9 protein-coding genes are annotated in these 14,563 nt (G+C 43.8%); 5 read left to right on the top strand and 4 right to left on the bottom strand.

The window, feature by feature from the left end:
• Window positions 1–61: 61 nt before the first annotated feature.
• Both EI164_RS06345 and EI164_RS06340 read right to left on the bottom strand, forming a co-directional pair.
• Window positions 62–1,588 carry an ATP-binding protein gene (locus EI164_RS06345; RefSeq protein WP_192519141.1) on the bottom strand — a complete coding sequence of 509 codons (1,527 nt, stop codon included), beginning with the start codon at window positions 1,586–1,588 and terminating at the stop codon, window positions 62–64.
• A 14-nt stretch (window positions 1,589–1,602) separates the two neighbouring features.
• Window positions 1,603–2,289, bottom strand: coding sequence for a response regulator transcription factor (locus tag EI164_RS06340; protein WP_192519140.1), 687 nt, complete (start codon window positions 2,287–2,289; stop codon window positions 1,603–1,605).
• A gap of 244 nt (window positions 2,290–2,533) precedes the next feature.
• On the opposite strand from EI164_RS06340, the gene EI164_RS06335 reads away from it, so the two are divergent.
• Window positions 2,534–3,085, top strand: a complete 552-nt coding sequence (locus tag EI164_RS06335) for a Spy/CpxP family protein refolding chaperone (protein ID WP_192519139.1) — start codon at window positions 2,534–2,536, stop codon at window positions 3,083–3,085.
• A gap of 206 nt (window positions 3,086–3,291) precedes the next feature.
• Here the strand turns inward: EI164_RS06335 and EI164_RS06330 are convergent, their stop codons facing one another.
• Both EI164_RS06330 and EI164_RS06325 read right to left on the bottom strand, forming a co-directional pair.
• Window positions 3,292–4,884 carry a hypothetical protein gene (locus tag EI164_RS06330; protein WP_192519138.1) on the bottom strand — a complete coding sequence of 531 codons (1,593 nt, stop codon included), beginning with the start codon at window positions 4,882–4,884 and terminating at the stop codon, window positions 3,292–3,294.
• Between the two features lie 163 nt (window positions 4,885–5,047).
• Window positions 5,048–7,120, bottom strand: a complete 2,073-nt coding sequence (locus EI164_RS06325) for a hypothetical protein (RefSeq protein ID WP_192519137.1) — start codon at window positions 7,118–7,120, stop codon at window positions 5,048–5,050.
• A gap of 390 nt (window positions 7,121–7,510) precedes the next feature.
• Between EI164_RS06325 and ggt the strand changes: the two genes are divergently transcribed.
• From ggt to dnaE, 4 genes are all read left to right on the top strand, one after another.
• On the top strand, window positions 7,511–9,481 hold the full coding sequence (gene ggt, locus EI164_RS06320; protein ID WP_192519136.1) for a gamma-glutamyltransferase: 1,971 nt from the start codon (window positions 7,511–7,513) through the stop codon (window positions 9,479–9,481).
• Window positions 9,482–9,499: 18 nt separating this feature from the next.
• Window positions 9,500–9,901: a hypothetical protein gene (locus EI164_RS06315; RefSeq protein WP_192519135.1), complete on the top strand. Its 402-nt coding sequence runs from the start codon at window positions 9,500–9,502 to the stop codon at window positions 9,899–9,901.
• A gap of 117 nt (window positions 9,902–10,018) precedes the next feature.
• The gene (locus EI164_RS06310) at window positions 10,019–10,480 is read left to right on the top strand and encodes a hypothetical protein (RefSeq protein ID WP_192519134.1); all 462 of its coding nucleotides are present in this window, start codon (window positions 10,019–10,021) and stop codon (window positions 10,478–10,480) included.
• Window positions 10,481–10,815: 335 nt separating this feature from the next.
• Window positions 10,816–14,517: a DNA polymerase III subunit alpha gene (gene dnaE / locus EI164_RS06305; RefSeq protein WP_192519133.1), complete on the top strand. Its 3,702-nt coding sequence runs from the start codon at window positions 10,816–10,818 to the stop codon at window positions 14,515–14,517.
• Window positions 14,518–14,563: the final 46 nt, after the last annotated feature.

Here is a 14,563-nt window from a genome sequence, read left to right as displayed (position 1 = left end):
CTTTTACATCAATTATGGCTACGTCTGATGCCAGCATACTTTTTAGAACACCACCTCTTTTTTAACTGTCTTTCATTCTCACCGGCAAAGTAATCTGAACCACCAGCCCTTGTACCCCATCTTGGCGATTGTAGGCATTGATATGTCCTTTATGAGCGGTGACCACCGCATGAACAATTGCCAACCCCAACCCATACCCTCCTGTCTCACGATGACGAGCGGAGTCTAATCGTACAAAAGGCTGAAAAATACGTTCTAAGTCTTTTTCTGCCACACCGTCACCCTCATCTGTGATACTAACCTGAATAGCGGGGACCTGATGATTCATCTCTACTTTTTTGATTTCAGCAATCACTTCTGAATCGGCTGCTGTATGCATAAAGGCATTGCGAATGATGTTTTCAAGTGCACTGTGCAGCTGCTCTTGATTACCTAACACTTCCCACGAGCTATCTAACGATGCGCTAGGCGACTGCCACTGCCAGCTCACATTTTTATGATAAAACTCAAAACACACATCTTGTCCAATCTCGCTGATAAGCTCTGTCATATCCACCATTTCAGTTTCCAAGTTATCAATGGTGTATTGCTGCATTTGTAAAGATTGAATATGAATAATTTGTTCAATCAGCTCATTCATGCGTGCAGATTCTTTATCAATACGATCGAGATAACGGCTGGCATTTGGTGCAAAATCTCGAGTCAACTCAGTTGCTACCTCAAGACGTGCCAATGGTGAACGTAATTCGTGTGAGATGTCACTCAACATCTGCTTACGTGCCAGCTCACTTTCAGCCAAGCGTGTTGATAAGTTAGCCACATCGTTTGCTAATAGACCCAATTCATCATCTCCCATTTTGGACAAATTTGGATAGGTTTGATAATCACCATCAATCATACGATATACGGTGTTTTGTACACGGCGAATACGCCGAGTCAGCGTCCGACTTAGCCAAACACAGACCAATATGCTTAACAAGATAATTAATAATAAGCGTATAGGAAAGTTAGTATATTTCAACTCTACAACATCCGAAAAACGCAGATGGGGACGCAGCTGCACAATAACCGTTTGTTTATTTGGCAAAACAACCGTCACATCAGCGAGTTCTGGGCGACTCTCAGAATCAGCTATTTCGGCACTGGTTGGTATCATCGGTGGAACAAAATAGCTCAGAGGTGACCGCACATTTTTCGATACATCATTGTCCATCTCAGGTAAGCCTGACTGTAATGAGGGCGGCGTTTCTATCTGACCATTTGGTCTAATCTCTTCTCTATCCCGGTAACGCGGAAATATAATGCTACCTTGCTCATCATAGACTCTGACTTGATTCATTAGCCAGCGGTCTTGACGATACAGTTGTTTGACCGCTTCCATATCACCGGCTTTCAGTGCTGCGACCAGTTCCTGACGCTGAACCAACAAACTGTCTACCTGCACATCCATACGAGCGGTGAGCGCTTTTTCACTTAACCAACGCTCTACCATGACAGACAGGATAGAAGTGACCAGAATGGTGGCTAACAGACTCAAAAACAGCCGCCAAAACAGGGTGATCCGCACCTTAAACTTAGGGTTATTCATCGATGATTCCATCATTAAAGTACCAGCTGATAACCTTTACCACGAACTGCTTTTATTGGCTCGTCATGAAACGGTTGAAGTTTTTTACGCAGGCGTGACACATGAACATCGAGACTACGGTCAAAAGGCTGTAACTCACGTTGCAATACATGCTCTGACAGCCACTCCTTACTAACGACCTCGCCTTTTTGTTTGAGAAGCGCCACCAGTAAGTCAAACTCTGTACCCGTCACTTGCAGCTCAACACCATCTATTTGACAGACTCGCTGGTTTTGATCCAAATGCAAGCGACCTTCTGGTAACGGTGTGTGCTCTGACACTGCTGCATTGGTACGTTTGATGACTGCATTAATACGTGCTAGCAGCTCTCGAGGATTACAAGGTTTGGTAATGTAATCATCAGCGCCAAGCTCTAAACCGATGATACGATCAATCTCCTCGCCTTTTGCGGTTAGCATAATGACAGGGATATCAATAATATTCGGTAATTGACGTAGTACACTGAGTCCGTCCATCTTCGGCATCATAATATCCAGCACTAGCAAATCATAAACAGGGGTCTGCGTACTGGCTTTTTTTAGTTTTTTTATGACAGCCTCACCATCATGAACACAGTCACATTGGACGCCATGATTATGCAAATACTCTTCTAATAACTGAGTCAACTCTTCGTCGTCATCACCTAACAATATGTTTGGCATATCTATCTCCTTAAACGTTAAATAGCTTTGTTATTTATATTATCAGGCAATAGCTGATCGGTATTCTATAAATGTTACTTTTCTTAATACTTCATAAATGTTCGTAACCTTCAACTGTCGTAAGATAGCACCTATCAACAGCAAGTATTGTATTTATATTCAACGCTTAACAACAATAATTGCCAGATAAAACGTTAAATATCTATTCAATCAAACCATATGAAGTTAAATAAAGGACGTTACTATGAAAAAGTTACTATTAGGTTCAGCCATCGCATTATCTAGCGTATTTACTGTTACTGCATGTACCAGTGTCAATGCAAACACAGATACCACACCATCAACGACACAAATGCAAAAGCATCACAAAGCTGATATGAAAAAAGGCGGCATGAAAAAAGGCGAGATGAGAGGTCCGTTGTCTAAACTAGACCTTACAGCTGCGCAAAAAACCCAAATCAAAGCCATTATGGAAGCGCAGCATGGTGATCGCAAAACAGAACCTGCACAACATCAAGCAGAGCGTGCGCAAGTAGAGCAACAAATACAAGCATTGACTAATGCTCGCACATTGAATAGTACTGCGGTAAACCGTCTCGCCGATCAGCAAGCAGCGAAAGAAAAACAACGCTTTATTGAACGCATACAGACCCAACATGCGATTGCTCAAGTACTGACTGCTGAGCAGCGTGCGGAACTGGCACAAATGAAAGAAGATCGAAAAAATGATGATGAAGGTCATGGTCGTCCAGACCGTCGTGAGAAACGTGGCGAGCGCCCACAGCAAGGTATGTAATAATTCACTTAAACCACTTTGGAAAAGTGATAGTTTTACCTAGCGATATGCGTATTAAATTAAAAAGCGCCTCTATTAAGTAGAGGCGCTTTTTAAGTATGTGCATTTCAATCGATGATAGTCAAAGAACTCTAAAATAGCTATAAGGATAGATAACGTCATAGTAATTTAGTGGTTCACTGAACTATACCAGTTGCTATACAACCTTAATCAATAGCAGCGAACTCATCTTGCGCCATTGGCAGTAGATTAAACATCATTTTTCCAAGAGCAGTACCATTGCCATCACGATAATATTGCAGCAACTCCTTACTATACTGCCGTGCATCGACACTATTACTGTCATTCGGCACTTGCGCATCATTTGGTAAGTTAGGGAATGCTATATCTTTATTGATAGCGGAATACTGCTGTAAGGCATCTATTACCAAGCCTTTGTCAGATGTGTTGCTAGCAGTGTGTAACGTATTACGCGTATGCTGCCACGCAAGCTTGCCACGTTTATCAAAGCCGTATAACTCTTGCACCGCTGTGTCCGCTCCCATTTCATCTTCTACCGTCTCAACATTGCCATCATTATTCATACTGTTTTTCATTGCAGCCAATGCTTGCTGCACCAGTGCTTTACTGGTAAATGTATCAGTACTAACATCCATGTTTGTGTCGTTTTCTGAGTAAGCTTCATTACTTTTTACCAGTTCAGGGTACTGCTCGGTGATGTGGTTGTAAAATATGCGCATGTAGTCTTGATAAAACTGCTCATAACTCTCAGCACTTTGTAGACGGCGAATCACTTGATCGCTTGCTAGCATGGCAGGTAGTTGATGCTCTGGTAACTTAGGAGACAAAGATACCAACGTATTAGGTGCCACATAGTCAAACTGGCTAACAGGCGCTGCCTCAAACGTGCGATCTAGCGCTTCAAAATGAGCTTTTATCACCTCACTTCCAAACCCTTTTGGCAACGTACCATCATCCAGTGCAACTTTTAGCCACTTGTTTTGCCATGTAGTACCCAGCTTATCATCTAATAATTCTGAATTTAACATTGCAAAATTATCGGCCCACAGATAAATATTGCCGTTTTTAAAATCGATATAAATAGGCTGATTGATACTGCTTTGATGGTTACGTGCTTTATATTGCACACTGGCTAGCATAGTAGCCTTACCAACCATAGGTTGATAGATACCTTGCGCATTGATGGATAATGGCTTTAATAGATAAGCGTCTAGCAATTTCGCTTTTTTAATATCTGATGGTGTTGTTTTATCATAATAGTTATCAAATAGTTGCTGATATGATGGTGGTACAGTGATATCACTATCGTAATCGCTTTCTATCCACGCTTCATAGGCATCTGAACACTCAAGATAAGTGTCTTTGAGTGCTGCTCGCTGGGCATCATACTCTGCGTCCATCACATCATTATTTTGTGTTTGTGCTTGAGCAACCAGATCGGCATACGCTTGATCATGTGTCTCTTCGCAGTATGTGTCCACATAATCTGCCGTAACCAACTCCGCTTGATCTACATTAGTAACATACTGATCGTTGTTAATCTCAAGATTGCCATGATAGCTAAATGATTGACGACGCTGTTTTTTTAGCGCGGTTGCCAATGCTGTTTTGGCTGCTGTTGGCGTTTGCTGTGCCGTAACACTGCTGGACTGACCTAAGCTGGTAGATTGGCAGCCTGTTAATAATAGTGCGCCTGTGATGAATACACTGGTCAATAAAGTATGGTTTTTGATGGTTGACGGCAGACGACCTACGATGGCTTGATGTACTGTTTTCATTTCTTATCCTTAATAAATATGGGCTTGAACGTGACAAGATATATAGTCAGCTCTTCATAATTTTGATACGCTATCAGATTCGCTTAGGCTATTATTTATAGTGCTTTCACTTGGCTTTGTGGTATCCAAACTATATTGAACCGACTATAGTGCTAATAACGCTCTACCAGTTGTCTGTATCATCTTCCGCATCAGTGTAGCCTTCACTATAACCTTCGTTATAGTCATCATAATTACTAGACTCGTACTCTGCCGCATCGCTAGCAGAATCCTCGCTAGCATCAGCATAGTCGTTGTCATAATCATAGCGGGCGTAACGAGCCTCTTGCAGCCTATCTCCTTTTTGACGTTGCTCTGCAATCCAAGCATTGCCATCGATAGCAGGTGTTGCATTATCACCAAACGACTCGGCCAATAACGGGGTCAACGCACTCTGATTAAAGCTGGCTTTATCATAGCGGACTTGATTGATTGCAGTGGTTGTAGAACCAAGAAAATCACTGCCCATATTTATACGTTGCTGCTTAGCAAGTAGTCGATCTGAGCTGTCTAAGTAATAGTAATTTGTCTGATTGAACGAAATTGGACCAATGGCCTCAATCACTTGCAATAGCGCACCCACATCTGCACTTTGATAACCTTTATTATAGAGCTGCAACTTTTCAATGGCAGCTTTTAGCATGGCGCCATCAGGGTATTTCTCTGGATTGGTATCGATATACTCTTGTAACGACTGCGTCATATACTTTAGAAATTTACCAATCATCTCACCGCTTTGCTGACTACCAAAATATACTTTTACCGCTCGGCTAGCACCGACTTCTTTGGCAAACGCATCATCACTAATATCGACTGCACTAAAGTGCTCAGGTGCCAGCTCCGCCATACTGTCTTGTATAGCAGCAATCGCTGCATCATAGACCACTGCTGGTGGTAGCTGCTCAGTGATACTATCAGGCAAACCAAAACTGACCGTATGTGACGCCATCTCGTTCGGTAGTGGCGTGTTTTCGGGAGTGGCCATCGCCACGATAGGCATAATAACTGAAGGATCAACCGTGACATTACTGTTGTTAAAATCAAACGCGAGCGGTATTTGTACTGATGAGCTTATCGTCGGCGTCACATAGTCGTAGCTATAGACGCTTTGTAGTTGTCGCTGCTGAGGTTTGTACTGACTCACACTACTAAAAAACAGATTTTTATAATGATAAGCATTGGACGCTGCTATCTGCTCAGGGGTTCGGTGGAGCATGTTAAGCATTTGGCCCAATGCGCCTGAGGCTGACGTAGGAGGAAACTCGTTTGTTGTACCAGTCATTTCTGCTTGCTGTTTTGCCATCTGCATGGCTTCATATTGCTCTGCCATGCTTTTTGGGTTTAGTTCTGATAACTTTGAAAGAGCGCTGTCCGATTCATAATCATCGCTAGCATAAACTCCTTCATCATAGTCACTGCGGCTATAACCATATTCATCATAACCGTCTCGATCATAGCCATCTTCATCGTAGCCGTACTCATCATAACCGTATTCGTCGTAGCCATACCAGTCATAACCGTTTTCGTCATAGCCGTTTTGATCGTAACCTTCATCATCATATGCAATGTCATCTGACTCATCAGCATATTCTTCGATGACGACTTCATCTGCAGCATCGACATAGCTGTCATAATCTGATTCATAATAATCATCATCTGAGTAGTCCGAATCATAGCTTGAGTCATAGTCGTCTGACATCTCTTTGCTATACGCATAAGTTTCTAAAACGGTTCTTAGCAAACTACTAGCGCCAGCATCGATACTATCAGGATCAATAAAAGGGGCGGTTTGATAATTGGCTTGCGAAACGGATACATGCTCGGTCGCCAGATGCTGGCGAATGGCCGTCATCAAATGCGTTTTGGCTTGGTTCTCAGTGCTAGGATTATTTTCTTGGTCAAATAATTGTGCATAGCGTTCAGACTTGGCATTTAAATCGGCATTAAATGCACGGCCCTGTGCTTGGCTCTGCGCAGGATCTGCAATCTCAAAATCAATCACCTTGCCTGATACCGCAGCATTTGATGAAGCCATCGACGTTGATTGACAACCTGCTAGCAAAGTCATCGCGCCCACGGATAAAATCGCACAGCTAGACATTTTTATTAACTGACGCTTGCCTGTACTCGTTGGCTGATGCGCTGATGATTGAGACAAAAGTGGCTGTTTGCTGTTATGAAAAATAGGCGGTGACATGAAATTCCCTTAGTCTAAGCTGATAAACAATTGTAAATATATAATGAATAGCGTCATTTATATCACAAAACATTACTAGCTAGCTATAATAGCGCAATTATTCATTTAATTTCCACAAATCATTGGGCTTCATCATAATATTTATGTAATAGACGCTAAAAACATCATCATGTTCGACCGCACGTTACCTTCTCGATAATTAGCTGCCATAGCAAGATGAAAAAAATATCTTTTAAAGCTGTTATTTTTAGTATTTTTATAGACATATGTAGGTAATATCTTCCTATTCTCATGCTATCCTGTTATTTTTCGTGACATACCTTTTCTTAGTCTATCTGTTTTTAAAATACAGCCTTACTGATTAACGTCTCATATAAAAAGGACTTTGCCATGCAGCCCTCATCCTCTGACCATCAAACCACTCAACTGTCTAAACAAAACTTCAGTACACTACTCAAATCCAGCACTCTACTCATCACCAGTACATTATTGCTATCTATATCAGCTCATGCGCTTGAACCCGTGACACCAAAACCCACTGATTCGATAAATAATACGTCTATCAATACCAGCGCAATCAACCTCGATATTATGACCGACAGTCCTACTCTGCTGTCCGAAACCAAACGCATTACACCTAGCAAATCAAGCACTCTCACTGCCACTACTAACATTGCCACTACTAACACTGCCAACAGTACCAATAACGAGCAAGCCATCTATTCTGCCGATGCGATTCATCACCCTGTTTGGGCAAAAAATGGCATGGTCGCTACGCAAGAAGCGCTCGCCTCAAATATTGGTTTAAAAATCTTAGAAGAAGGTGGTAACGCTGTTGATGCAGGCGTCGCAGTTGGCTTTGCTCTAGCCGTCACCTTACCTCGTGCTGGCAACATCGGCGGTGGTGGGTTTATGATGATTTATGATGCCAAGCAAGACAAGACCGTGGCACTCGATTACCGTGAAAAAGCACCCAGTAGCGCCACTCGCGATATGTACCTCGATGAAGAAGGTAACGCTGTTAGCGACTTGTCTCGCTATCATGGCTTGGCTGTCGGTGTGCCAGGTACAGTCGCAGGACTGCTCAAAGCGTTGGACGAGCATGGTACGATGAGCCGCGGACAAGTCATGGCACCAGCGATAGCACTAGCAGAGGACGGTATAGAAGTGACGGCTGGATTGGCTGAGTCACTCACCGCTCTCAGTGATCGTTTGCAAAAGTGGCCCAGTACCAAAAAGGTGTTTTTTAAACCAGACGGCAGTGCCTATCAACCAGGAGAACGCTTAAGGCAGCCAGAGCTTGCCCGCTCGCTAAAGCTAATTGCCGCACAAGGGCCTGATGGGTTTTATAAGGGTGAAACGGCGCAAAAACTGGTCAAAGCGGTCAATGAAGCAGGTGGCCTAATGAGCTTGCAGGATTTGAGCGATTATCAAGCGATCGCCCGTGAGCCGGTCAAAGGCAACTACCGTGGTTATGAAGTGGTCTCAATGCCGCCGCCTTCTTCTGGTGGTATTCATATCATTCAGATTTTGAATATTTTAGAAGGCTATCCACTCAAAGACTACGGACAAAACAGCGCGCAGACCATCCACTTAATGGCTGAAGCGATGCAATTGGCTTATGCAGATCGAGCAGAGTACTTAGGTGATGCTGACTTTATCGATGTGCCTGCCAGCGGTCTTACCTCTCAAGCCTATGCTGACAAGCTGCGCGCCTTAATTGATCCAAACAAAGCCACACCAGCGGCGACCATCAAAGCCAATAATCCACTGCCCTACGAAAGCGATCAGACCACGCATTTCTCTATCGTCGATAAAGATGGCAATGCGATAGCCAATACTTATACGCTAAATTTCTCTTACGGCACCGGTCTCGTCGCTGACGGTACAGGGATTTTACTCAACAATGAGATGGATGACTTTTCGGCCAAGCCTGGTGTGCCAAACGGTTATGGCCTATTAGGCGGTGAAGCCAATGCTGTCGAAGCCAATAAACGTCCCCTATCCTCGATGAGTCCAACCTTTGTGTTCAAAGACAGTAAGCCTTATATCGTCACAGGTAGCCCAGGTGGTAGCCGTATCATCACCACCGTCACCCAAATCCTCTCAAACGTCATCGACCATGATATGAATATCGCTGAGGCCACCCATGCCCCGCGCATTCATGACCAATGGCTGCCTGATGAAATTCGAGTCGAAAAAGCATTGAATATTGATACTGTCAAAAAGCTTGAGTCAATGGGACACACGGTCAGTCCAAAATCTGCCATGGGTTCGACGCAGTCGATTATGATTACGCCAAACGGTGTTTACGGCTCGTCTGATCCACGTATCGTTGATGCGGCTGTGGTGGGGTATTAATAGCAACAGGATATAATTATGAAATCAATAAAACTAGCTTTACTCCTAACCAGCATGTTAGGCCTCACCGCCTGTATCGATTTGGGTGCGCGGTTTATGTATGAACAAGACTATTTAGAAGATGACTCTGGCAATGCAGTAGGAGAATGTACCACAGAGATCAATCCAGCAACAGACAGACTTCTTTTTTCTCCAATAATCAAAAGTTGGGCAAAAAGATACTGGGAAGACAACAACTTGCCTAAAGGTACACTGTATTTTATCTGTGACGGAAGCACACCCTTATTACCAAAGGACTGTCAAGGAAACGAGCTGACCACACCGCAGCTGCGTCGCTATTGGAAAAAATATGATTTGCCTATAAGTACTTATGAATTTAATTGCAGAAACGGTGTACCTAGTGTACCAGCCGATAGTTAGCTACTAATTCAGTACTGTAGCGATCAACTAATTTAGGGCAGATGATATGAGGTTTAGTTTATAACCCAAATATCTAAAAGATTTTCACCCTTAAACAAAACTAGAGCAAAACACCTTATGAAAACATCATACCTCATCGCCGGTGGACTCACCGCATTGCTATTAACAGGCTGTATAGATAATATAGCGGGAATTAATAATTCAAAGCCTGATGAATACATTCTGAATAGTAAAGGTGGCTGGGCATTACACTGTCGTACTAACCAACCGTTAGGCAGTGATGGTACAAATTTTTGGGATTACAATAATCTACCTCATGGTACGGTAGACTATGTCTGTAAAGAAGGTAGAGCCTACCTACCTGGGCAAGCACCCAATTGCGATGTACAAACTGGCTTTTGTCCACCCGACAAAGATACCAAAAAATGCTTTTCTTATGACATGGGCTCATATTACTATAGTAAAGAATGTAAAAAAGAAGACAGCCTTAGTGGTTATTGGCAAGGTGATAAATGGATGAATAGAGAGGGTAACGCCGAGAATCCAATCTGGGTTGAAGGCGAATGGGCTGGATTATAATTCAAACCTCTAAAAGCCTTTTACCCCTAAACAGAACTATAATTCTTTCTGAATATTTCATAAACAACCGCTTTCATCGTTAAAGATGTCAGCGGTTATTTATTGAAATAGAAATAGCACGTATCTAACGAATACTTCCAACCTTATTACTTCGCCCAATACCTTTGAATCAGTGGTTGTCTGCAGCAAATAATGCTATTATTAACGACCTGATTTGGAATACGCAAATACGATTATTAACGTATTTGCACACCAAATTAAAGACTTAAATTATTGATAATAAAAAACTTATTTATTATCAGCCTATTTTCCGATCGTATCCGTAAGAGTCCTCTATGGCATTTGTACACCTTGGCATTCACAGCGAATATTCAATCACTGACTCTATCGTGCGTATCAAGCCGTTAGTCAAGGCTGCTGCGGCCGATAATCAGCGCGCGCTTGCTTTGACCGATTTATCCAACCTTTATGCCACGGTGAAATTCTACCGTGCCTGCCTAAGCGCTGGTATCAAGCCAATCATCGGCAGCGAAGTCATCATGGAAAATGAAGACACGCGATTGACACTGTTAGCGATGGACAATGAAGGCTATCAAAATATCACCCGTATTGTCTCACTAGGCTTTACCGAAGGACGTGCCGATGATGCCAACCATGGTGTGCCCGTTATCAAGCGCCATCATATCTTAGAACATGCGGCAGGTGTTATCGTACTATTTACCGAAAAATCCGATGTCGGTCAGGCACTGGTCAGCTCAATGCCAGAAAAAGCCGATGAGCTGCTGACAGAGTGGCAGTCGCAGTTTTCTGATCGGTTATACTTTGCTATCAAACGCACCAATCGCTCAGGTGAAGATACCTTTATTAAAGCAGCTATTCACTCAGGTGCCAAACACAATATGCCTATTATCGCCCATAATGATGTGCGGTTTTTGGAGCAAGATGATTTTGATGCCCATGAAGCGCGAGTATGTATCGCAGGCTCTTATGTACTGGCTGACCCAAATCGTCCAAAGACCTATTCTGATGAGCAATACCTCAAAACTCAAGAGCAAATGGCACAGCTATTCGCTGATATTCCTCAGGTAGTTGATAATACATTACGCCTAGCCAGTCGTTGCAATGTGACCTTGACGCTGGGTATTAATGTCTTACCCGATTTTCCTGTACCTGAAGGTGAGACGATTGAATCATTTTTTCGGGCAGAGTCGATACGTGGCTTGAATAATCGCTTGGATAAGCTTTTTCCTGTTGAAGAACGTACTGAACATTGGAACGATTTTCGCCAGAAGTATGATGAGCGCTTAGAGTATGAGCTTGGCATTATCCTCTCGATGGAGTTTCCTGGTTATTTCTTAATCGTTATGGACTTTATTCGCTGGGCAAAAGCCAATGGCGTACCTGTTGGACCGGGTCGTGGTTCCGGTGCAGGATCCTTGGTCGCTTATGCGCTAAACATCACCGATCTTGACCCTATCCACTACGATTTATTATTCGAGCGCTTCTTAAACCCTGAGCGGGTATCGATGCCCGATTTCGATATCGACTTTTGTATCGAAGGCCGTGACCGAGTCATTGACTATGTGGCGCAAACCTATGGTCGTGACGCAGTCTCGCAGATTATCACCTTTGGTACCATGGCCGCAAAAGCCGTGGTACGTGATGTGGCGCGTGTACAAAGCAAGTCGTATTTCCTTGCCAATAAAATATCCAAGCTTATCCCCAAAACTCCGGGTATCACGCTGAGTCAAGCGCTCGAACAAGAGCCACAGCTCAAGGACTTGATCTCTAATCCTGACAATATGGATTATGAAGATGCCATCGAAATTTGGGAGATGGCCATCAAACTAGAAGGCGTCTGCCGAAACGTTGGTAAACATGCGGGTGGCGTACTGATTGCCCCGCATAAGATTACCGACTTTAGCGCCATCTATTGTGATGATGAAGGTCACCGTGTCAGCCAGTTTGACAAAGACGACGTCGAGGCCGTTGGTCTGGTGAAGTTTGACTTTTTGGGTCTGCGCAACCTAACCGTCATTGATGCTGCCGTTGAGAACATCAACTTACGCCGTGCCAAAGAAGGCAAAGACGCATTAATCCTAGAAGATTTGCCGTTAGATGACAAAAAAGCCTATAAGCTACTGCAAGATGCCAAGACCACTGCTGTCTTTCAGTTAGAAAGTATGGGTATGAAAAAGTACCTCGCCAAACTACAACCGACCAATATCGAAGATGTCATCGCCATGTGTGCGCTATATCGCCCCGGTCCGCTAGATGCCGGCATGGTAGAGATGTATATCGACCGTAAACATGGTCGCGAGGAAGTCATCTACGATCATCCCAATCTTGAGCCAATACTAGAAAACACCAACGGCGTTATTGTCTATCAAGAACAGGTCATGCAGATATCACAGGTCATGGCTGGTTATAGCTTGGGCGGTGCTGATATGCTGCGCCGTGCAATGGGTAAAAAGAAACCCGAAGAGATGGCCAAACAGCGCGATATCTTTGTCACTGGTGCAACCTCACAAGGCATCGATGAAGTCACCTCAGGTGGCGTATTTGATTTGATGGAAAAATTCGCTGGTTACGGCTTTAACCGCTCGCATTCTGCCGCTTATGGTGTATTGGCGTATCAAACCGCTTACCTCAAGCAATACTACCCTGCCGAGTTTATGGCAGCGGTACTGACTTCAGATATGAACAACACGGACAACGTCGTATTCTTTATCAATGACTGCCGTGAAAATTTTGAGTTAACCGTTGTCAATCCATCCGTGAACCGTAGTGAATGGCATTTCGTCGCTGATACGCCGACCAATATTATTTATGGTCTTGGCGCGATTAAAGGCGTGGGTGAAGGTGCTGTTGAATCTATCGTCGACGCACGCCGCCGCGAAGGACCATTCAGAGACTTATATGACTTCTGTCGCCGCGTAGACATCAAAAAAGTCAATAAGCGCACGCTTGAAGCACTGGTCAGTGCAGGCTGCTTTGATGACTTTGCAGCGACATTGCGACCTGACTTGCCAGCCGATGAAGCATACGAGATTCGCGGTGCGCTGATGAGTCAGTTGCCAAGTGCGGTACAAGCGGCTGAACAAGACCGTCAAAACCGTGAAATCGGTATGATGGATTTGTTTGGTGAGATGGATGGTGTGGTCGCCGCGCCACCATTAGTCATGACACCAGAGCTAATCTGGGGGGACAAACACCGCCTAAAAGCTGAAAAAAACACTTTAGGGCTGTATTTGACAGGTCACCCTATCAACGAATACCTAGATGAACTAAAACGCTATACCTCAGGCACGCGTCTTGATAAGCTAACCGATACTGGTTATAACGGCAGCTGTTATTTTGCAGGATTGATTATCGATATCGCCAACTTTGGTACTCGCAACGTCATTACCTTAGACGATGGCACATCACGGTTAGAGGTTAGCTGCTATGCGGAGCGCTTTAACCGCGTCAAAGACCAGCTAAAAGTCGACGAAGTGGTCATTATCAAAGGCAGTATTCGTGAGCGTGACGGTCGCCTCTTTGCCCGTCTTGATAGTGCCATGAGCATGGTTGATGCGCGCTTGCGCTGGCTCAAAAAGATCAGCATTAAAGTTCACGGTAGCGATATCAATTTGCTCACACGTATGCAGCCTCTGCTGAAATCTGCACAAGCTGACATCATACCAGCACCGCGCTTGGCTTATAACAGCGAGCAAGATGAGCAAGACAGTAATAGTGGCGGCAACGGCGCTTACGATCCTGCCATGGGCGGCAGTCTATACGATGAAAACGGCAATGATTTAACGGCTATGAGTAATGGCAGTCATACTGATCAAGGTTATACTGACAATGCTCTGAGCAATACCGACGCCTCTATTAATGACAACTGTCTACCACTTGGACTAAGTATTTATGCAGAGTTTGGTATTGCCAATGTTGCTCTATCCGAGCATTGGCGTATTTATCCCAACGATGACAACTTACAACAACTGAAAACTATGATTAATGAAGACAACTTACACTTTCATTATAGTTAGCATGTGTTAAACCCACCTCAACCCTTATTGCTTTAACTTTTAACAA

It is taken from the genome of Psychrobacter sp. FME13 (assembly GCF_014861395.1).
Classification (GTDB): domain Bacteria; phylum Pseudomonadota; class Gammaproteobacteria; order Pseudomonadales; family Moraxellaceae; genus Psychrobacter.
The sequence above is the reverse complement of the archived record's forward strand: the minus strand, read 5'-3'. Positions and strand labels throughout refer to the sequence as shown.

Coding starts and splice junctions, on each gene's coding strand:
- EI164_RS06335 (WP_192519139.1), top strand. CDS start 2,534: ATGAAAAAGTTACTATTAGGTTCAGCCATCGCATTATCTAGCGTATTT.
- dnaE (WP_192519133.1), top strand. CDS start 10,816: ATGGCATTTGTACACCTTGGCATTCACAGCGAATATTCAATCACTGAC.
- EI164_RS06325 (WP_192519137.1), bottom strand. CDS start 7,120: ATGTCACCGCCTATTTTTCATAACAGCAAACAGCCACTTTTGTCTCAA.
- EI164_RS06330 (WP_192519138.1), bottom strand. CDS start 4,884: ATGAAAACAGTACATCAAGCCATCGTAGGTCGTCTGCCGTCAACCATC.
- EI164_RS06345 (WP_192519141.1), bottom strand. CDS start 1,588: ATGAATAACCCTAAGTTTAAGGTGCGGATCACCCTGTTTTGGCGGCTG.
- EI164_RS06340 (WP_192519140.1), bottom strand. CDS start 2,289: ATGCCAAACATATTGTTAGGTGATGACGACGAAGAGTTGACTCAGTTA.
- ggt (WP_192519136.1), top strand. CDS start 7,511: ATGCAGCCCTCATCCTCTGACCATCAAACCACTCAACTGTCTAAACAA.
- EI164_RS06315 (WP_192519135.1), top strand. CDS start 9,500: ATGAAATCAATAAAACTAGCTTTACTCCTAACCAGCATGTTAGGCCTC.
- EI164_RS06310 (WP_192519134.1), top strand. CDS start 10,019: ATGAAAACATCATACCTCATCGCCGGTGGACTCACCGCATTGCTATTA.